The sequence below is a fragment of the Streptomyces sp. NPDC002680 genome (genome assembly GCF_042889145.1).
Classification (GTDB): Bacteria; Actinomycetota; Actinomycetes; order Streptomycetales; family Streptomycetaceae; genus Streptomyces; species Streptomyces adonidis.
This window is the reverse complement of the sequence record NZ_JBIAQP010000002.1, coordinates 288,517-308,146: the sequence shown is the minus strand read 5'-3', so window position 1 is coordinate 308,146 and position 19,630 is coordinate 288,517. Positions and strand designations below refer to the sequence as shown.

Annotated in this window: 18 protein-coding genes; 8 read left to right on the top strand and 10 right to left on the bottom strand. The window is 71.1% G+C overall.

Annotation, left to right across the window (positions count from 1 at the left end; all coding sequences use genetic code 11):
* Positions 1-24: 24 nt before the first annotated feature.
* From ACFYXF_RS08020 to ACFYXF_RS08005, 4 genes are read right to left on the bottom strand one after another with little or no spacing between them, the layout of a single operon-like run.
* Positions 25-4,263, bottom strand: a complete 4,239-nt coding sequence (locus tag ACFYXF_RS08020) for an SAV_2336 N-terminal domain-related protein (RefSeq protein WP_389348713.1) — start codon at positions 4,261-4,263, stop codon at positions 25-27.
* Complete coding sequence (locus ACFYXF_RS08015; protein WP_389348712.1) at positions 4,260-5,360, bottom strand: AAA family ATPase; 1,101 nt, start codon at positions 5,358-5,360, stop codon at positions 4,260-4,262. Before ACFYXF_RS08015 ends, ACFYXF_RS08020 begins: the two co-directional genes overlap by 4 nt.
* Positions 5,357-7,360, bottom strand: coding sequence for a trypsin-like peptidase domain-containing protein (locus ACFYXF_RS08010; RefSeq protein ID WP_389348711.1), 2,004 nt, complete (start codon positions 7,358-7,360; stop codon positions 5,357-5,359). The genes ACFYXF_RS08015 and ACFYXF_RS08010 overlap by 4 nt, the downstream gene beginning before the upstream one ends.
* Complete coding sequence (locus tag ACFYXF_RS08005; protein ID WP_389348710.1) at positions 7,357-7,788, bottom strand: CU044_2847 family protein; 432 nt, start codon at positions 7,786-7,788, stop codon at positions 7,357-7,359. The genes ACFYXF_RS08010 and ACFYXF_RS08005 overlap by 4 nt, the downstream gene beginning before the upstream one ends.
* 203 nt (positions 7,789-7,991) lie before the next feature.
* Here ACFYXF_RS08005 and ACFYXF_RS08000 point away from each other — a divergent pair, with 203 nt between their 5' ends.
* The 3 genes from ACFYXF_RS08000 to ACFYXF_RS07990 all read left to right on the top strand — a co-directional run bounded on the left by ACFYXF_RS08000 (position 7,992) and on the right by ACFYXF_RS07990 (position 10,133).
* Positions 7,992-8,171, top strand: coding sequence for a DUF6104 family protein (locus tag ACFYXF_RS08000; protein WP_003992906.1), 180 nt, complete (start codon positions 7,992-7,994; stop codon positions 8,169-8,171).
* 95 nt (positions 8,172-8,266) lie between these two features.
* Entirely contained in the window at positions 8,267-9,157 is an 891-nt protein-coding gene (locus ACFYXF_RS07995) for a DUF4097 family beta strand repeat-containing protein (protein WP_235474903.1), read from the top strand.
* Position 9,158: 1 nt separating this feature from the next.
* Positions 9,159-10,133, top strand: coding sequence for a helix-turn-helix transcriptional regulator (locus ACFYXF_RS07990; RefSeq protein WP_389348709.1), 975 nt, complete (start codon positions 9,159-9,161; stop codon positions 10,131-10,133).
* Between the two features lie 135 nt (positions 10,134-10,268).
* Here ACFYXF_RS07990 and ACFYXF_RS07985 read toward each other — a convergent pair whose 3' ends face one another.
* The 4 genes from ACFYXF_RS07985 to ACFYXF_RS07970 form a co-directional block, all read right to left on the bottom strand.
* Positions 10,269-10,838, bottom strand: coding sequence for a Clp protease N-terminal domain-containing protein (locus ACFYXF_RS07985; protein ID WP_389348708.1), 570 nt, complete (start codon positions 10,836-10,838; stop codon positions 10,269-10,271).
* The gene (locus ACFYXF_RS07980; RefSeq protein ID WP_389348707.1) at positions 10,838-11,047 is read right to left on the bottom strand and encodes a helix-turn-helix domain-containing protein; all 210 of its coding nucleotides are present in this window, start codon (positions 11,045-11,047) and stop codon (positions 10,838-10,840) included. Before ACFYXF_RS07980 ends, ACFYXF_RS07985 begins: the two co-directional genes overlap by 1 nt.
* Positions 11,048-11,118: 71 nt before the next feature.
* Entirely contained in the window at positions 11,119-12,084 is a 966-nt protein-coding gene (locus ACFYXF_RS07975; protein WP_389348706.1) for a zinc-binding dehydrogenase, read from the bottom strand.
* Positions 12,085-12,529: 445 nt separating this feature from the next.
* Positions 12,530-13,744: an NADP-dependent malic enzyme gene (locus tag ACFYXF_RS07970; protein WP_389348705.1), complete on the bottom strand. Its 1,215-nt coding sequence runs from the start codon at positions 13,742-13,744 to the stop codon at positions 12,530-12,532.
* Positions 13,745-14,394: 650 nt separating this feature from the next.
* Between ACFYXF_RS07970 and ACFYXF_RS07965 the strand changes: the two genes are divergently transcribed.
* From ACFYXF_RS07965 to ACFYXF_RS07955, 3 genes are read left to right on the top strand one after another with little or no spacing between them, the layout of a single operon-like run.
* Positions 14,395-15,348, top strand: a complete 954-nt coding sequence (locus tag ACFYXF_RS07965; RefSeq protein ID WP_389348704.1) for an ABC transporter substrate-binding protein — start codon at positions 14,395-14,397, stop codon at positions 15,346-15,348.
* A 41-nt stretch (positions 15,349-15,389) separates the two neighbouring features.
* Positions 15,390-16,319: an amino acid ABC transporter permease gene (locus ACFYXF_RS07960; protein WP_389348703.1), complete on the top strand. Its 930-nt coding sequence runs from the start codon at positions 15,390-15,392 to the stop codon at positions 16,317-16,319.
* Between the two features lie 2 nt (positions 16,320-16,321).
* Entirely contained in the window at positions 16,322-17,113 is a 792-nt protein-coding gene (locus tag ACFYXF_RS07955) for an amino acid ABC transporter ATP-binding protein (protein ID WP_389348702.1), read from the top strand.
* Between the two features lie 85 nt (positions 17,114-17,198).
* On the opposite strand, the gene ACFYXF_RS07950 is transcribed toward ACFYXF_RS07955, so the two are convergent.
* Positions 17,199-17,978 (bottom strand): class I SAM-dependent methyltransferase, encoded by a 780-nt coding sequence (locus tag ACFYXF_RS07950; RefSeq protein WP_389348701.1) that lies wholly within the window; start codon positions 17,976-17,978, stop codon positions 17,199-17,201.
* A 115-nt stretch (positions 17,979-18,093) separates the two neighbouring features.
* Here ACFYXF_RS07950 and ACFYXF_RS07945 point away from each other — a divergent pair, with 115 nt between their 5' ends.
* Positions 18,094-18,723: a CGNR zinc finger domain-containing protein gene (locus ACFYXF_RS07945; RefSeq protein WP_389348700.1), complete on the top strand. Its 630-nt coding sequence runs from the start codon at positions 18,094-18,096 to the stop codon at positions 18,721-18,723.
* Here ACFYXF_RS07945 and sodX read toward each other — a convergent pair.
* Positions 18,627-19,085, bottom strand: coding sequence for a nickel-type superoxide dismutase maturation protease (gene sodX, locus ACFYXF_RS07940; protein WP_389348699.1), 459 nt, complete (start codon positions 19,083-19,085; stop codon positions 18,627-18,629). The genes ACFYXF_RS07945 and sodX overlap by 97 nt on opposite strands.
* 144 nt (positions 19,086-19,229) lie before the next feature.
* Between sodX and sodN the strand changes: the two genes are divergently transcribed.
* Positions 19,230-19,625: a superoxide dismutase, Ni gene (gene sodN, locus ACFYXF_RS07935; protein WP_164409275.1), complete on the top strand. Its 396-nt coding sequence runs from the start codon at positions 19,230-19,232 to the stop codon at positions 19,623-19,625.
* The last annotated feature ends 5 nt before the right edge of the window (positions 19,626-19,630 follow it).

Below are 19,630 nucleotides of genomic sequence, written 5' to 3'. Positions count from 1 at the left end.
CCGGTGCCGGGCCCTTCGCGTTCGTCAGGTGTTCTCGGGCGGGTCGTAGTAGACGCCCAGTTGCCTGACCCAGTCGGTGTTCTTCTCCCGCATCTCGTTCCGGACCCACAACCCCCGCACCCGGACCAGGAGTTCCCGCACACTGCCCGACCTGCGCAGCAGCTCCCGTTCCACCCGGTTGTAGAACTCGGCGCAGTTCCTGTGGTCGGCCTCGCGGCTCCAGAGGATCAGGGGGTAGCCGAGGGCGCGGGCCGCGTCGAGCACGGCGGTGCCGGGGTCGTCGTCGGTGGCGTGTCGGCAGGAGAGGGGTACGGCGTTGGCGGGGGCGTCGCGCAAGTGCCGCCGCACGCCCTCCGGCGAGACGTCACCGGGTGGCCGCAGGCCCAGCAACGGGCCTCGGGACACGGCCTCCCAGCGGTCCGCCCGCTGCTGTTCGGTGCCGCTCGGGTACGGCCGCACGTTCCCCCGGACGAACACATTGCACTCCGTACGCAGTGCCGCGCCCGGCGCCCAGGCCATCACGTCGAGCTGCCACAGCAGCGCCTCCGGCAGCTCGTACTCGACCGTGGCCCTGATCTTTCTGGTGTCGGCCCACTCCAGCGCGGCTTTGAGCTGGTCGCGCAGTTGGGGCACCGGTTCGTCCGGGCGGAAGGGTGCCTTGGGCGGTGCCGCCTGGCGCATCCGGTCGGTCTGGGTCGCCCCCAGGCTCCAGGTGTAGAGATCGTCCCGGCTGATGTCCGTGGGCCAGATCTTGACGGTGATCCGGCATCCTTCGCTGCCTGCGGACTGCGGGGCCGCCGGTGCCAGTGCCTGGCGGACCGCCCGCGCCTGTTCCTCGGTCAGGCCGGTCCCGGCCGCCCGCTCGATCCAGGGGAGGAGGCCCGCAACGCCCCGGGTCCGGCCCTGTTCCTCCAGACGGGCGAACACTCTCGCCGCGTAGACGACGACTGATCCGGCGGCGCCGACCGCGTACAGGTGTCCGGCGCCGTCGCGCCAGCTCCGGGGGGCGTGGTCCGGCGCCGGCACCTCGGCGGACGTGAGCAGGTCCAGTACCGTCTCCGGCCGCTCCGGGGGCTCCAACTCGGCGAGCAGGGCGTACAGTTCCGCCTTCGCGGAGCCCTGTCGGGCGTGGTGCCGGTCGTGCGCGCGGACGATGCGGTGCCACAGGTCGGCGCCCTTCTCCGGCACCTGTTCGCACAGTTCTCGCAGTGCCTCGATACGTACGGCCCGGCCCGGTCCGGTGTCCTCCGGCGCGGTGGCCAGGGCGACGCCGACGACCGAGCCGTCCCGTCGGCTCCGTACCGGGGCACCGGCTCTCAGCTCCGAGAAGGGGGCGCCGACCAGCGTCATCGTGTGCTGCCCGGGCTGCCCTTCGGCCCGCGCGGAGCAGGACCGGACCACCGTGCCGAAGGTCGCCCGGGTGGCGTCGAGCAGGGTCACGCCGTCGGGCCGTACGTCCGGTGTGTCCGTGAGCCACAGACAGCCGTAGCGGTCGGCGTCGTCGGCGAGTTCCAGCAGGGCCAGCTCACCTGTCGTGCGCACCGGCCAGGCCCGGTGGCCCAGTCCGTCCGTCGTGTGGACGGTGATCCTGGTCCGGTCGCCCTTGGGCACCCGCTCCACCGCGCTCGTGCAGGTGACGAGGATGCCCGGCGCGACGAAGAAGCCGGTGCCGACCGTGTCGCCGCCGACCCGGACGGCCGCCACGGCACGGCCGACGCTCTCGGACTCCCGGCGCTGCCCCGGCTCCAGCCGCACGGTGTCCACCCCGCGCGGCCAGTTCTCCTCCCGGGAGGTGACCAGCACATGCCCACCGACGGGGAAGGGGAACGGCTCCTCGGAGCCCCCCAAGCCCTCTGAACCCCCCGAGTCCCCCCAGCCGTCCAGGACGATCAGCCAGTCGAGGGCCGTGCCCGCCAGCACCCGGTACAGCTCCCTGAGGCGGGCCCCGATCTCCCCGCCCGCCGGCAGCCCGAACTCGACGCCCAGCCGGGCCAGCCGCTCCTTGCGTTCCTCGGCGTTGTCCCCTCCGACCCACCAGACGATGTCGTACGTCGCCCCGTAGTGCTGCGCGAACATCGCGGCGAGGTCGGTCTTGCCGGACGACTGCGGCCCCACGAGAACGCACATCGCGGAGTGACGCCCCTGCGACAGATTCCTGCGCACCCGCGCCAACACGCCCTGCGGCGCCACGAATCCGGCGGTCGTACGGGGTACTCCGCTCCGCAGCCGCAGCGTGGGCCCCGGGAAACGCGGGCCCTGGCCGCCGTCCGGCGACGTCATGGGGCCGAGGCCGAGACCGGTGAGCAGCCGCTCCGTGGCCACCGTCCCGGTGGTGTCCCACACGCCCGTGCAGGGACCCACCTCCCGCTGCCAGGAGAAGCCCTCCCTGCGGGTCACGGTGACGGCGACGAGCCGGTCGTCCTTCAGCGCGGCGATCGCCCGAAGCGGGTTGCCGAGGCGGAAGGCGGAGTACCAGCTGCCGACGATGAGCACGACACGTCCGCCACGAGGACGCTGCGCCGACAGCCGCTCCCCCACCAGCCGCGCCAGCTCCCGCGAGTCCGCCCGCATCGGCCGCTTCACCACGAACTGCCCGCGCGACGTGAGCAGATGGGCCACCCAGGTCGCCCATGCCTCGTCCTCCTCGACGTACATGACGTCGAAGACCTCCCCCTGCCCGCGCGGCGCCCCTCCTGCCACCGGCATCGAGATGTCGGCGAACGCCCCCGGGGCGAGGTCCGTGTCGTCCCGCTCCGGGGCGGCGGCCGTTCCCCCACCCTCCGCCTGTGCCAGCGCCGCGAAATTGCGCGCCCGGCGTCCCAGGTGCCGGTCGATGTACTCACCGCAGACCCTGAGCACGAGCGAGGCGTCCCCGGACGGCAGCAGCCGGCGCAGCACGTTCCGCACATCCGGCCGGAACTCGTACCACCCGTCCTCCGCGCCGCGCTCCAGCAGCCCGCTCAGCAGCACTTCGGCCAGTACGGCAGGACCGGACCGGGGCTGCATGGCCCGCTGGACGAGCTGCATCACCGGCAGGGTGAGCGGCACCTCCGAGAAGGCCACGGCCAGCGCCACGGCCTGCCGGGACGCCGTACGCCGAAAGGTCCGCACGACCGACTCCGCGTCCGCGACCGGCCGTCGAGGGCGGGGCGGGGACGCCGGATGATCGCCCCTGACCCAGGCGGCCGGCGCGGGCACCGCCAGCCCGGTGCTCCCGGACAGCAGCCGCGCCCACGTCCCCAGCGCCGTACGGGTCGGCGACAGGACCGGCACCGGCAGCGCCCCGGGCGGTGGTACGTCACCATCCGCCGGCGTGAACTCCAGGCGCGCGCCCAGCCCTTCGCGCCGCCGGAGCGTGCCGGGGAGCGCGGGCAGATGCGTACGTCGCCACATCCGCTGCGGCAACGGCTGCACGACCGCCACGGGCGCGGCCCGCCCCCAGTCGTGCAGCAGCCGCTGCATCGCCCCCGAGCGCCACAACGGGCCCGCGCAGTCGCTCAGTACGAGGGTCAGCTGCCGGCCGGTCGGATCGCGCAGCTGCTCGGCGGCGCGCGGCGCCCGGCCGGTCTCACCTCCGACGTCATGGCCGGTCGCGATCACCAGGCGGCCGTCCGCGCCCGCCCGGACGTAGTACGCGGACACCTCGCGGAAGGCACCGAGCCCGGCGCACAACTGGCGCAGCTCCTCGAATGCCGTGTTCCACACGCCGGTTGATGTCGACATGTCCATGAGGAGGCAGAGGCGGGCCTCGCGGCGGGTGGTGGCGCGCAGGACGGGGAGGACGAGATGGGTCTCCGCCGCCTGTTCCGCCGTGGCCTGTTCGTCCAGGTCGAGGGCAGGCAGCCGGACGGGCGGGCGGTAGTGCTGGAGCGGGCGCAGGCTGCGCTGGAGCGCGAGGGGGTGCGGCAGGGCTGTGGCGGCGGGGACGCGGACCCGGACGAAGCCCGCGTCCGTGTGGCCCGGTGCGGGATCCGGCCGGGCGGGCCGGGGCCGTTCGACGTGCAGGCGGGTGCGCAGGGCGGCCGGCCCGGCGTGCCCGCCCCGGTCGCCCACCGGAGCGTCGGCGTGGTGCGGCGCGGGCGGTTCGCGCCGGAGCGCGAGGTCACCCGCGGACGCCGGTGCCCCCGGCCGACTCAGCTCCGCCGGGGGCACGAACCGGGCCAGCCACAGCGCCTCCGCCAGTTCGCGCGCCGACGGCTCGACACCGCCGAGGCCGCGAAGCCGGTCGGCCAGTTCGGCGAGGCGCCCATCGGGTGAGGTCATCCGCGCGGTCCGCCGCTCCCGTACTCACCCTGGTCGAGGGGCCGCATCAGCAGCTCGGCCAGCCGCTGCCGGTCCGGGCCCCGGTCCCGTACGGCCTCCTGGGTGAAGTAGATCGCGTTGAGGAGCTGGTCGGCGGCGCGCAGGGCTCCCGGCTCCGAGTCGAGGAAGGTGCTGATCAGGTCACCGTCCCCGCCTGCTTCGGCATCGGCCCCGCCGAAGTGGGCGCCGACCATGGCTTCGAGGCGGGCCCGGCCCGAGGCGTCGTCGCGCGGCGAGGGCAGGTCCAGGTGGAGGCAGCGGCGCAACAGCGGGGCCGGGAAGTCGCGTTCGCCGTTGCTCGTCAGCACGACGATCGGAAAGGCCCGGCAGCGGACCAGGCCGCCCTTCACCACGGCCCGTTCGTCGTCGTCCGTGAGGACCTGGACGTCCGCCTGCCGCCGGGCGATCCGTTGCAGCTCGGCGATGCGGAACTCCCCCTCCTCCAGGGCGTTCAGCAGGTCGTTGGGCAGGTCGATGTCGCTCTTGTCCAACTCGTCGACCAGGAGGACGCGCGGACGCTCGTACGGCAGGAGCGCGGTACCGAGCGGGCCGAGCCGCAGATACTCGCCGATGTCCTCGGTGTGCCCACGGGTGGTGTCACCGGAGGGCGCCCCGGTGTGCGCCTGGCCCCGCACCTTCGCCATCTGGCTGTCCTGGAGCCGGGCGATGGCGTCGTACGTGTACAGGCCGTCGCGCAACGTCGTGCGGCTCACGATGGGCCACTGCAGGACCCGGCCCAGGCCCAGTTCGTGCGCGATGGAGTGGGCGAGCGTGGACTTGCCGGAGCCGGGGTCACCGGTGACCAGCAGCGGCCGGCGCAGATACAACGCCGCGTTGATCAGCTCCAGGTCCTCCGTCCGCCAGGCGACACCGCGGTCGCCGCGCGTCCCGAGGCGTCTGGTCGACTCCGAGCCGAGCGGCGGTACTACGGTGCCGCCGGGCTCGCCGTCGAAGTCGCGCCACGGCGGCGGGGCGGGCAGCCGGCCGATGCCGTCGTGCGGCCCGCCGACTCCCCGGTAGATGAACCAGTCCGGTTGGCGGGTGTCGGTGCTCGTCAAGGGGACTCCAGCAGGTCGTCGCAGAGTGGGATCGGGCGCCGCGGATCGTCGTAGAACAGGGCGAGGTGTTGCGCCCAGTCGAGGTCGGGGTGGGGGGCTTTCTTGGAGTCGGTCAGGCTGAAGTCCTCGCGCAGGATGCGCAGGCGCTCGGGCAGGGCGGTCGCCCGGCCGACCGAGCTGAGCAGCTTGTCCGCTCGGACCTGCAGATCGGCACAGCCGGCGCCGCAGCCGTGCGGGTGTTCGGCCTCCAGGTTCCAGAGGGCGACGCCGTAGCCCGCCTCCACCGCGCGGGACAGTGCCCCGGTGCTCTCGGCCGGCGTGCGGCACAGCACGGGCACCGCACCGGGCGGCCCCTGGTCGAGGACCTGCCGGGCATAGGCCTCCGACTTCACGTACAGCACCTGGGGCTCGCCCTCGGCGACTCCGCGCCAGCGCTCGCGCCACACGGACGTGGGCTCGCCCCGCCGCTTCAGGGAGCGCAGGACGACCGGTCGGTGTACTCCGAAGGGCCGCTCCTCGGGACGCAGGCGGAGACGGCGGACCGCCGGTCGCAGCTGCCACACCCGGGCGTCCACGCCGAAGTGCTCGACCGGCAGGGCGACTTCGAGGCGGGCCCGGCGCTCGCCGTCGAGCTGGCCGAAGGTGCGCGTCAGCGGCCCGGTCAGGGCATCCTCCAGATCGGCGAGGGAGACTCCTTCGCCGTCGGAGCCCTCGTCCACGGCCCGCACGGTCTCGGGGCCACCGATCCAGGTCCAGATACGCCAGTGGAAGCGGTCCTTCGGCCGGAAGAGATCGGGCTCCAGCTCGACGGCGACGACCGGCCCTTCGTCGTCCTCGGCGCAGTCGCTCTCCCGGGGGTCGGCACGCCACCCCTGGGCACGCGGGGCTTCGGCCCAGGGCGCGGGCGCACCCGGCACCACGCCCATCAGGAGCGCCCGCTCGTGGTGGGGCAGTTCCTCGGCTCGTGACTCCACCCACTGTTCCAGTGCGGCGGCGGGGCCCGGGGCCTGTGGCCCGCACAGCTGCGCGACGACCCGCAGATAGTGCAGCGCCACGAGGTCGGCGGCCTCTTTCTTGTGGTCGTACAGCCAGCCGTGCCCGTCGCGCCAGTCGCGCGGGGCGTCCTCCTCCAGCCACAACGGCTGGTCGCCGAGAACGCGCCCGATCACCTTCTCCAGCTCGACCGGCGAATCCGGCGCGGGCAGCCCGGCGAGCAGCGCGGAGGCCGCGGCGCTGTCCCGCGGTCCCCACCGGCGCTCGCCGCCCGCGGCCATTCCGTCCTGCGCCTTCACCCAGGACCCGCTGCCGGTGGCGTTCCGATGCCAGATGTCATGGGCGCGGATCAGGGCGGCGTAAGGGTTGTCCCCCAGTTCGCCCTGTTCCTCCTTGTCCTCCCCGGCCCGCACGACGAGGGCGTGCCGGAACCCGCGCAACGCGGTTGCCGCGACGGCCAGACCGCCGTCCTTCTGTGGCCGGCGTGCCTTGACGACGCCGACCACCAGGCCGCGCCCACGGTCGAGCAGCGGTCCCCCGGAGGCCCCGCGCGGGATCTCCACCGTGGGACCGAGGGTCAGGGCGTGCGCGACCTTGCCGTTGCACACCGTTTCCCCCTTCCAGCGCTGGGGTGCGCCGTCGGCCAGGGGATACCAGCCGTAGGCGGTGACGGCGGACTGTGGTGCGTCATAGCGGTCGGTGAGGCGCACGCACGTGTGTGCCACGTTCTCCGTCAGCCGGATGAGGACGAGATCCTGCTCGGAGTCCGTCCCGCCGAGCCAGTAGGCGGGACGCGCCCGCACATCGAGCCCGCCGTACCCCCGCACCCTCACCCGTAAGGAGCCGACGTCCTCCGGGTCGGCCGTCAGAGGCAGGACATGGGCGCAGCTCAGGACCCACCCGGGCGCGACGAAGAAGCCGCTGCCCCACAACTTGTCCGGTTCGTTCTCCGGCCCGATCCGTACGGTGGCCCGGGTGACCAGCACGTCGAGCATCTCCTCCGTCATACCGTCCCGGTGCTCTGGTCGTCGCGAACGGGGACCGGGGCGGGGGCGGGGATCAGACCGGCCGCGGCGGTCGTGCCGCCGACGCGGTCGCCGCTCTCCCCCGGCCGCCAGGTGAGGGTGATGGACAGTGCCGCCTTGGCCTCGCCGTCGGCGAGCAGGGCGACGGCCTTGCCCGGTTTGACGGCCAGTTCGACCCCGAAGGTGGCGCTGACCTCGTCCGGCCGGACGGCACGCGCCGCGTCGAACACGGCCGAACCGACGCCCCGGACCAGTTCGTTCAGCTGGTCGATCCGCGCCGCCATGTGGTCGAGCGCCCCGACGTCCTCGTACGAGAACTCGTCCGCGCCGCCCGGCACTTCGCCCGGGTCGAGCACACTGACCCGCGCGAGGACGGTGTCGCCCCCGGGCAGTCGGATCTCCTGAATCACGCGTTGTTCCACGGCGCCCCCCGAGCATGGTGACTAACAGTGATGCCATTGTGCCTGTGCGGACACGAGCGCGTGGGGAAATGTGGACAACCTGTGGACAACCCCGGTCCGGGCGACGGACGACCACCGCCCCGGGCGGGCAGGGCCTCCGCCTAATCTGGAGGCGTAAGCCCCACGGCCCGGCAGTCCCCAGGAGAACGAGCGTGTATTTCACCGACCGAGGCATCGAAGAGCTGGAGAAGCGGCGCGGCGAGGAGGAGGTCACCTTCGAGTGGCTCGCCGAGCAGCTGCGGACCTTCGTCGACCTCAATCCCGACTTCGAGGTGCCGGTGGAGCGCCTGGCGACCTGGCTGGCACGGCTGGACGACGAGGACGACGAGTAGGTCGCGAAGTGTCTTGACTTTCCGTGACCGCGATATATCGTGAATAGCAGAAGACGCGATATGGCGCGTCGTGCTGTGTCCAGGGGGTCCGCACCATGTCCACGACGTCCGAGTGGTCCGTCAAAGAGCCCGGCAAACTCACCTTCGACGAGCCCGTCACGGGCCTGCACGTACGCATCGTGAACGGCACGGTGAACGTGGTGGGCACCGACGAGGGTTCCGCCCGTCTGGAGGTCTCAGAGATCCAGGGCCCACCCCTGGTGGTGACCCAGGAGGACGGCGTCCTGACGGTGGCGTACGAGGACCTGCCCTGGAAGGGCTTCCTCAAGTGGCTGGACCGCAAGGGCTGGCAACGCAACGCGGTGGTGTCCCTGGCCGTCCCGGCCGGCACCCGCGTGGAGGTGGGCGTGGTCGGCGCGGGCGCCGTGGTCTCGGGGGTCGACGGGCCGACGGTGGTGAAGGGTGTCACGGGGGACACGACACTCGTCGGCCTCTCCGGCCCGGTCCGCGCCGACACGGTCTCGGGCAGCCTGGAGGCCCAGGCGGTCACCGGCGACCTGCGCTTCAACTCCGTCTCCGGCGACCTCACCGTCGTCGAGGGCTCCGGGCCCTCCGTGCGCGCCGAGTCGGTGAGCGGCTCCATGATCGTCGACCTGGACCCGGAGGGCCCGACGGACGTGCGGCTGACGAACGTCTCGGGCGAGATCGCGATCCGGCTCCCGCATCCGGCGGACGCCGAGGTCGAGGCGAACACGGCGAGCGGCACGATCTCGAACGCCTTCGACGGCCTCCGTGTGCACGGCCAGTGGGGTGCCCACCGCGTCACGGGCCGCCTGGGCGCGGGCACGGGCAAGCTGCGGGCGACGACGGTCTCCGGCTCGATCGCCCTGCTCCGCCGCCCCCAGCGGGAGGACGATTCGACGGACCGGACTGCCCCTGGGGACAATTCCGGCCCGACAGACCTCGCGAACAAGAAGGTGCTCTGACATGCCCCCCGTCTTCGCCCACGGCCGTCTGCGTCTCTACCTGCTGAAGCTGCTGGACGAGGCCCCGCGCCACGGCTACGAGGTGATCCGCCTCCTGGAGGAGCGCTTCCAGGGGCTGTACGCGCCGTCGGCGGGCACCGTGTACCCCCGTCTGGCCAAGCTGGAGGCCGAGGGCCTGGTCACCCACACCAGCGAGGGCGGCCGCAAGGTGTACGCCATCACGGACGCGGGCCGCGCCGAACTGGCCGACCGCAGCGGCGAACTGGCCGACCTGGAACTGGAGATCCGCGAGTCCGTCGCCGAACTCGCCGCCGAGATCCGGGCCGACGTCCGGGGCGCGGCGGGCGATCTGCGCAGGGAGGTGCGCGCGGCGACGAGCGAGGCGCGCAGGGACTCCGGCGCGGAGGAGATGCGGCGCATCAAGCAGGAGTGGAAGGAGCAGGCCCGGCGCGCGAAGGACGAGAGCCGTCGGGCCCGCGAGGAGGCCCAGCGGGCCAGGCGCCAGGCCAAGGAGGCCCAGGAACACGCCCGCGCCCAGGCCCAGGAAGAGATGCAGCGCATCGCCAGGCGGGTCCAGGATCAGGTCCAGGACCACTTCACGCGGGGCGACTGGCCGACGGGGGTCCGGGAGGGCCTGACCGAACTGGCCAAGGAGTTCGGCGAGTTCGGGAAGGGCTTCGGCTTCCCCCGCCCAGGCGGCACCACGACGCCCACGGCACCGCGGCCGGAGCACGAACCGACGTACACGGACACTCCCCCGGACTTCCCGGCCGGCTACGAACCGTCCTGGGCCCACGAGGACTCCACCGGCAACCCGGCCCGCGACCTGGACCGCCTCCTCGACCGCTTCCGCGACGACATCCGGGACTCCGCCCGCGACCACGGCGTCACGGAACCCCAACTCCAGGAGATCCGACGCCACTTGTCATCGGCGGCGGCACATGTGGGGGCGGCACTGCGGACACCGAGGGTGTGAGCAGGGAGGGACTAGCGAACCGGGGAGTCGGGGCCGGGGCTGGAGGGCCGGGGCTGGAGGGCCGGGGCTGGAGGCGCCTGACGCGCGGCGCGGCGCGGCGCCGGGCACCCGCCCGACGGGCCTCAGCCCGAACCCTCAGCCGGCGGCCCTCGCCTCACCCCCGCCGTACAGCACACGGCTCAGGGCCTCGTACGTGACTCCCTGGTCGGCGAGGACCTCTGACGGTACGCCGGGGCGGGCCGTGAGGGCGAGGAGGATGTGCTCGTCGCCGATCCGGCGGTCCCGATGAGCCACCGCGATGCGCAGGCACCGCTCCAGCACCTCCTTGGCGTCCCGGCTGAAGGTGCGGCGCCCCGACCACCAGCCCGTGTCCTTGCGGTCGCCGGACATCGCGCCGACGCCGTGCACCTCCTCGACCCGGGAGACGAGGTCGGACACGTCGATACCGAGCCCGGCGAGGGCGTCGGCCTCGGCCTGGGACAGTCCCGCACGGCGACGGGCGTCGGCGAGGGCGGACTTCACCGGCTCCTTGCGGTCGGCGGCGAGCCCGAGCGAGGCCAGCGCGAAGGAGGCCCGGCTCGCCTCGCGGTCGAGCAGCGCGAGCAGCAGGTGCTCGGCGTCGACGGACCGGCTGCCGACGCGCTCGGAGTGCTCGACGGCACCCCGCACCACGGCGCGCGCATCGTTCGTGAACCGTTCGAACATCACTGCCTCCCGTACTTCTTGTGCACGGCCTGCCTGCTGACACCGAGTTCCGCGGCGATCTCCTGCCACGACCAGCCCTGATTGCGCGCACCGCGCACCTGCACGGCCTCCAACTGCTCGACCAGCCTCCGCAACGCGGAGACGGCCCGCAGTCCGACCCGCGGGTCGCGGTCACCCGCGCGCTCGGCGAGATCTGTTGCTTCGGTCATGATGTCAACATAGGTTGACACGCGAGGCAATGTCAACCCACGTTGACACACTCGGTGGACGAGGATGAGGATCAGGAGGTGGTGAGGACGATCTTGCCGAACAGGTCGCCGGATTCGAGGCGTTCGAAGCCCTCACGGGCCCGGTCGAGGGGGAGCACCTCGTCGATGACGGGACGCACGCCGGTGGCGGCACAGAAAGAAAGCAGGTCCTCCAGCTCGTCCTTGGTGCCCATGGTCGAGCCGACGACCTTGAGTTCGAGGAAGAAGATGCGGGTCAGTTCGGCGTGCGAGGGGCGGTCGCCGCTGGTGGCGCCCGAGATGACGAGCGTGCCGCCGGGCCGCAGCGACTTGACCGAGTGCGACCAGGTGGCCGCCCCGACCGTCTCGATCACGGCGTCCACGCGCTGCGGCAGCCGCGCCCCGGACTCGACGGCCTCGACGGCGCCCAGCTCCAGCGCGCGCTTGCGCTTGGCCTCGTCCCGGCTCGTGGCGAAGACACGCAGGCCCGCCGCCTTGCCGAGCACGATCGCGGCGGTCGCGACACCGCCGCCGGCGCCCTGTACGAGGACCGAGTCGCCGGGGCGTACGCCCGCGTTGGTGAAGAGCATGCGGTAGGCCGTCAGCCAGGCGGTAGGCAGACAGGCGGCCTCGGCGAAGGAGAGTTCCTTGGGCTTGGGCAGGACGTTCCAGGCGGGTACGGCGACCTGCTCGGCGAAGGTGCCCTGGTAGCGCTCGGTGAGAATGGACCTGGGCTCTTTGGGTCCTACACCGTGCCCCGTCTGCCCGATGACGGAGTGCAGGACGACTTCATTACCGTCCGCGTCGACGCCGGCGGCGTCGCAGCCGAGGATCATCGGGAGGCGGTCCTCCGGGAGTCCGACTCCGCGCAGGGACCACAGGTCGTGGTGGTTGAGCGAGGCGGCCCTGACGTCGACGGTCGCCCAGCCGGGGCGCGCCTCCGGGGCTGGGCGGTCGCCCAACTCCAGCCCGTTGAGCGGGTGGTCGGGGTCGATGCGGGCGGCATAGGCAGCGAACATGAAGCTGACGATAGGGTCCGAGCGCCACCGGTGGGAACGGCACGCCCCTGTGACACACGCCCTCTTGATTTCGCCCCCGCCGCCCCTACCCGTCCCATCCTTCTGGGGGCTGCGCCCCCAGACCCCCCTTTCGCGCTGAACGCGCTCGTCCTCAAACGCCGGACGGGCTGGAGGGTGCCGACCGAGGCTGGAGAGTGGCCGTCGGGGCCGGAGGGTGGCCGTTGAGGCCGAAGGGGTGGCTGTCGGGGCTTGATCTTTCAGCCCAGCCCAGGCATTTCAGCCCGTCCGGCGTTTGAGGACAAGGCCCCTTCAGGGCCGGAGCGGGGGTCTGGGGGCGGCAGCCCCCAGGGATGGGAACGGGTAGGGGCGGCGGGGGCGAAAAAAGAATGGCCCCGCCACAGCCGAAGCCGGACGGGACCACCCCCAACACCCAAGTCGCTCGCGCTCAGCGTCGAGCGACCCCCTCCGCCCGCGCCGCCGCGGCAACCGCCGCGGTGACCGCCGGAGCAACCCGCTCGTCGAACGGCGACGGGATCACGTAGTCGGCGGCAAGATCCTCACCCACGACCGCAGCCAACGCATCCGCCGCCGCGATCTTCATCCCCTCGGTGATCCGAGACGCCCGAACCTGCAACGCCCCCGCGAAGATCCCCGGAAACGCCAGCACGTTGTTGATCTGGTTCGGGAAGTCCGACCGCCCGGTAGCGACGACCGCCGCGTACTTGTGCGCCACATCCGGGTGCACCTCGGGATCCGGGTTGGCCATCGCGAACACGAACGCGCCGTCCGCCATGGAAGCCACCGCCGCCTCGGGGACCGTACCCCCGGAGACCCCGATGAAGACGTCCGCGCCGGCGAGCGCGGACTCGAGCGACCCGCTCAGCCCCGCCCGGTTCGTCAGCTCGGCCAGCTCGCGCTTGACCGGCGTGAGGTCGTCCCGGTCCACCGAGACGATGCCCTTGCGGTCGGCGACGGCCACGTCCCCGAGGCCCGCCTCCAGCAAGAACTTCGCGATGGCGACTCCCGCCGCACCCGCGCCCGAGATCACACCCCGCAGCTCACCCAGCTCACGCCCGGTGAGCCGCGCCGCATTGCGCAGCGCCGCCAGCGTCACGACCGCCGTGCCGTGCTGGTCGTCGTGGAAGACGGGGATGTCCAGCCGCTCCTGGAGCTTCCGCTCGATCTCGAAGCACCGCGGTGCCGAGATGTCCTCCAGGTTGACCCCGCCGAAGGACGGCGCCAGCCGGACCACGGTCTCGACGATCTCGTCCACGCCCGTGCAGGCCAGCGCGATCGGGACCGCGTCCACGCCGCCGAACTGCTTGAACAGGATCGCCTTGCCCTCCATCACTGGAAGGGAGGCCTCGGGACCGATGTCCCCGAGTCCGAGGACCGCCGTACCGTCCGTCACGACCGCGACGACGGACGACTTCCAGGTGTAGTCGTTGACGAGGTCGGGCTGCTCGGCGATGGCGGTGCACACCCGGGCCACACCGGGTGTGTACGCGAGGGACAGGTCGTCCTTGTCACGGATGGGCACGGTGGCCTGCACGGCCATCTTGCCGCCCCGGTGGAGAGCGAACGCCGGGTCGAACTCACCGGCGTCGCCGCCGGTGCCGATGCTGATGTCGCTGCGAGGATTGACGATCTCCGCTGCCACTTTTTGTACCCCTTAAGTCTTCAAGGTTTGAGGGTGACCACTCCTGGTGAGGGGTGGGCGGGCACCGCGCGAGGCCCCGGTGAGTGATGCGCACGGGCACAAGCGCGACGGACGCGCCGCACACGCGTCCTGAGCCCCGGATGAGGGGTGTAAAGAACCTTCTTACCGGACGGAGGACACCGACGACGACCCCTATAAGTCGAAGGTCACACGTGGGTGACATGGCTTATCACCACACACGGCTGCATACCCGGACATGATCGATCAAATCGAGAGGCGAGTCGGGTCGGGTCTTGGGCCGGACGGAGTCCTCGGGCGGCCGTCCATACGGATGTACGTGCGGATGGCAACAGCCGCTCACCTGGCGAGATACACCGAAGATCTTCCGGCCGGAACGAATGATTCCCGTAGAAGATCCGGGAAGGTCCGGCTCTGATGCACCGACCTGACGCTCAACGGGGGTGACCCGTTATCCGATTTTGACATAGCCGGTCGTCTGAATGCCTCAGTCCGAATGGCAAGATGCCGTAATCACACAAGGTCGCGACACTCAAAGATGCGTGCACAAGTCGACCCGCCGGTTCCGCCCGCTCCAATCGGGCGGGCGGCGGCCCCAATGGCACACCATCCATCCGCCGGAGGAACCCACCATGACCGCAAGCTCCACCCTTCGTACGACCGCCGCGCAGAACCGGCTAGCAGCGGTCGGTGCGATCGCGGTCGCGGGCGCCCTGCTGCTCACCGGGTGCGGTGACCAGACCAAGGACAAGGGCAGTGGCTCGGAGAGCGCCTCGACGAGTTCGGCCCCGCTCGCCGACAAGCTCCCCCAGGCGATCCGGGACAAGGGCGTCATCACCGTCGGCTCGGACATCGCGTACGCGCCGGTCGAGTTCAAGGACGACTCGGGCAAGACGGTCGGCATCGACCCGGACCTCGCGGACGCCATGGGCAAGCAGCTCGGCGTGAAGTTCGAGTTCCAGAACGGCACCTTCGACACCCTGATCACGGGTCTGCGCTCCAAGCGGTACGACATCGCCATGTCCGCGATGACCGACACCAAGGACCGCCAGGAGGGCACCGAGAACGGCAAGAAGGTCGGCGAGGGCGTCGACTTCGTCGACTACTTCACCGCCGGTGTCTCGATCTACACCAAGAAGGGCAACGACCAGGGCATCAAGAGCTGGTCCGACCTGTGCGGCAAGAAGATCGCGGTGCAGCGCGGCACGGTCTCCGAGGACCTCGCCAAGGCCGAGACGGCGAAGTGTACGGGTGGCAAGAAGATCACCATCGAGTCGTACGACAACGACCAGCAGGCCCAGACCCGAGTCCGCGCGGGCGGCGCGGACGCCGGCTCCTCCGACTTCCCGGTCACGGCGTACGCGGTGAAGACCTCGGGCGGCGGCAACGACTTCCAGGTCGTCGGCGAGCAGGTCGAGGCGGCCCCGTACGGCATCGCGGTCGCCAAGACGAACACGGAGCTGCGGGACGCCCTGAAGGCCGCGCTGGACGCGATCATCAAGAACGGCGAGTACGCCAAGATCGTCGCCAAGTGGGGCGTCGAGGACGGCGCCGTGACGACGGCCACCGTCAACGGCGGCAAGTGACCCGGGCTCACGGAAGCTACGGGCACTGAAAGGCAACACCCGTGACTGTTGACACCGACAAGACGACAGGACCGGCGGACACTCCCCCGGCCGGACCGGAGGCCATCAAGGCCATCCCGGTCCGGCACTACGGGCGGTACGTCTCGGCCCTGATCGCGATCGCGCTCTTCGTCGCGATCATCTCCGCGTTCGCCCAGGGCAACATCAACTGGGGCGCCGTACCGGACTACTTCTTCGACGACCGCATCCTCACCGGCGTCTGGAAGACCCTGCTGCTGACGGTCCTGTCGATGCTGATCGGCATCGTCGGCGGCATCCTGCTCGCCGTCATGCGGCTGTCGAAGAACCCGGTGACCTCGACCATCGCCTGGTTCTACATCTGGTTCTTCCGCGGCACCCCGGTCCTGGTCCAGCTGGTCGTCTGGTTCAACCTGGGCCTGGTCTTCACTTACATCAACCTCGGTCCGATCTACAAGGACTACTGGTCCAGCTTCATGACGCCGCTGCTGACGGCGCTCCTGGGCCTGGGCCTGAACGAGGCCGCCTACATGGCGGAGATCTGCCGCGCCGGCCTCCTGTCGGTCGACGAGGGCCAGACCGAGGCCTCGCACGCCCTGGGCATGAGCCACTCCAAGACCCTGCGCCGGATCGTGATCCCGCAGGCGATGCGCGTGATCGTGCCGCCCACGGGCAACGAGGTCATCAACATGCTCAAGACGACCTCGCTGGTGTCGGTGGTGCAGTTCGCCGAACTGTTCCGCTACGCCCAGGACATCGGGCAGACGTCCGGTGCCCCGGTGGAGATGTACTTCCTCGCCGCGGCCTGGTACCTGATCCTCACCTCGATCCTCAGCGTCGGCCAGTACTACATCGAGCGGTACTACGCGCGCGGTTCCAGCCGTTCGCTTCCGGCCACGCCGTTGCAGAAGATCAAGGCGAACTTGCTGTCCCTCGGAAGCTGGAGGCGCTGACCATGAGCACGGAAAAGGTCACCGGCTCCGAAGCCGTCGCGATGGTCAAGTCGGAGGGCGTGCACAAGTCCTTCGGCCCCGTCGAGGTCCTCAAGGGCATAGACCTGGAGGTGAAGTCGGGCGAGGTGTTCTGCCTCATCGGCCCTTCCGGCTCCGGCAAGTCGACGTTCCTCCGGTGCATCAACCACCTGGAGAAGGTCAACGCGGGGCGCCTGTACGTCGACGGGGAGCTGGTCGGCTACCGCCAGAAGGGCGACAAGCTGTACGAGCTGAAGGACAGCGAGGTCGCGCTGAAGCGCCGGGACATCGGCATGGTCTTCCAGCGCTTCAACCTGTTCCCGCACATGACGGCGCTGGAGAACGTCATGGAGGCGCCGGTCCAGGTCAAGGGCGTGAGCAAGGCGCAGGCCCGTGAGCGCGCGGGCCAGCTCCTGGAGCGCGTGGGCCTGGCCGACAAGGCCGGCAGCTACCCCACGCAGCTCTCCGGCGGCCAGCAGCAGCGCGTCGCCATCGCCCGGGCCCTGGCCATGGACCCGAAGCTGATGCTGTTCGACGAGCCGACCTCGGCCCTGGACCCGGAGCTGGTCGGTGACGTCCTCGACGTCATGCGCGACCTGGCCGAGTCCGGGATGACGATGATCGTCGTCACCCACGAGATGGGCTTCGCCCGCGAGGTGGGCGACAGCCTGGTCTTCATGGACGGCGGCGTGGTCGTCGAATCGGGCAACCCGCGCGACGTCCTGACGAACCCTCAGCACGAGCGCACCCAGTCGTTCCTGTCCAAGGTCCTCTGACGACGCCCGCCAACACCTGACACACAGAGACGGAAGGGGCGGTACGGGATTTCCCGTACCGCCCCTTCCGCACGCGCCGCCCGGGTCACTTGAGGGCGAGCAGCAGGGTGTCCGAGGGTGAGCACCACACGGGACGCACCTCGGCGAAGCCCTTCTCGCGCAGCACGCGCGCGTGCCACTCGGCGGAGGGCGTGTCGCCTTCCGCGTGCTCGCCGTAGATCTCGAAGCGGCGGGCGGTCGGCCCGGCGAGGACGGGATCCTGGGCGGCGAGCTGCCACCATTGCGCCCAGTCGACGACACCGTCCTGTTTGGCCTGATCCATACGTGCGTGGCGCAGTGCGCGCTCCGCCGCGTTGATCCGGGGCGTGCTGTCGTCGATCATGTGGTCCGCGTTCATGAACAGACCGCCGTCGCGGACGACCTCCGCGATCCGGCCGTAGAGGTCCGCGAGGGGGTCGCTGTGCAGCCAGTGCAGGGCGGTGGCGGTCAGGACGGCGTCGTACGAGTCGTACGGCAGCCCGCTCGTCCACCGCGGGTCCTTGAGGTCGGCCGTGACGAGGGTGACGCGGTCGTCGCCCGCGAAGGTGCCCTCGGCGATGGCGAGGAGCGCGGGGTCGAGGTCGACGCCGGTGCTGGTGGCCCCGGGGAACCGGGCGAGGAGCCGGGCCGTGATACTTCCCGTGCCGCAGGCGAGGTCGAGCACGCGCGGGGCGGGGCCGACGAGGGCCTCGACCATGTCGAGCATGACCCGGAACCGTTCCTCACGGTCCGGCAGGTACCACTCCTGCTGGCGGTCCCAGCTCTCCTGCCAGGCATTCCAGTCGGTTCCGGCGTTTGTACCAGTGCTGCCAGTGCTGATCGTCATCGAACCCCCTCGGTCGGCCGCACACGTTGAGCGCATGCGTAATACCCTGGAAGCAATGTCAGCCGTTACTTCCGCCCACACCGACGACCATAGAACGCGCCCGTAAGGACTACAAGTGGAACTGGCCTATTACTCGGACTACGCCGTGCGTCTCGTCAACACCGAGGAACCGGCGCGCGGAAAGGACTCGCTGACCTCGATCGACGCCGTCCGCGACCTCTTCGGCGCCAACCAGCAGGCCGCCCGCCGCGCCACCGACGCCGACGTGACCCGGTTCCGCTCCGTACGGGCCCGGCTGCGCGCGGTCTTCGAGGCGGCGGACACGGGCGACGAGACGCTCTCGGTGGACCTGCTGAACTCACTCCTGCTGGAGTTCCCGGTGAGCCCGCAGATCTCCGGGCACGACTTCCGGGACGACGACGGCCGCCCGCTGTGGCACATGCATCTCGCCGACCACCCGTCGAACGCGACCGCGGGCTACGCGGCCATCGCCGCGATGGGCCTGGCCTTCCACCTCACCGAGTACGGCGTGGACCGCCTGGGCCTGTGCGAGGCGCCGCCCTGCCGCAACGCCTACCTGGACACCTCGACGAACCGTTCCCGCCGCTACTGCTCCGACCGCTGCGCGACCCGGGCCAACGTGGCCGCCTACCGCGCCCGCAAACGCCTGGAGGCCGACCGGTCCGAGAAGACGGGCCTCGCGGCCGAGAGCGCCCAGCGCAGCAGCGCCAGCGGCGAGCGCTGACCCGGCTTGAGCGGCCGGTAGCGGAACCTGACCCGGCCCAGGATCAGATCGTGCGGCACGGTCCCGTAGTCGGTGCTGTCGCCGCCGGCGAAGGAGTTGTCCCCGAGCACCCACCAACCGCCCTCACGGCGCTCCACGGCCCGTTTGACGACCAGCAGGTCCTGCTGGAACGGATGGCGCAGGACGACGATCTCCCCGGCCCTGACCCGGCCCCCGTAGCGCACCACGAGAAAATCGCCGTGATACAGCGTGGGCACCATCGACGGCCCGGTCACCTCGACCCATCCGAAGAGCTTCGCGGCCCCTCCGTGCTCACTCCCGCGCTCGCTCCCGTGCGCGCTCTCCTGCGACAGCTCCGGCATCCCGGCACCTCCCCGGTTCCATCCTCCACCAGTCCCAGTCTGACCCCCTACTTTTGTCCTAAGCCCATGGGGGCACTCGCGAAAACCCCTCTCTCAGGGAGTAATGTCCAACCTGAGAAGACGATCACGAGGAAGGAACGCTCCATGCTTTCCCGCCTGTTTGCCCCCAAGGTCAAGGTCAGCGCCCACTGCGACCTGCCCTGCGGTGTGTACGACCCCGCCCAGGCCCGCATCGAGGCGGAGTCGGTGAAGGCCGTGCAGGACAAGATTGCCGCCAACGACGACCCGCACTTCCAGGCGCGTGCCACCGTCATCAAGGAGCAGCGCGCAGAGCTCGCCAAGCACCACGTGTCGGTCCTGTGGAGCGACTACTTCAAGCCGCCGCACTTCGAGAAGTACCCGGAGCTGCACCAGCTGGTCAACGACACCCTGAAGGCCCTCTCGGCCGCCAAGGCGTCGACCGACCCGGCGACGGGTCAGAAGGCCCTGGACTACATCGCCCAGATCGACAAGATCTTCTGGGAGACCAAGAAGGCCTGATGCGG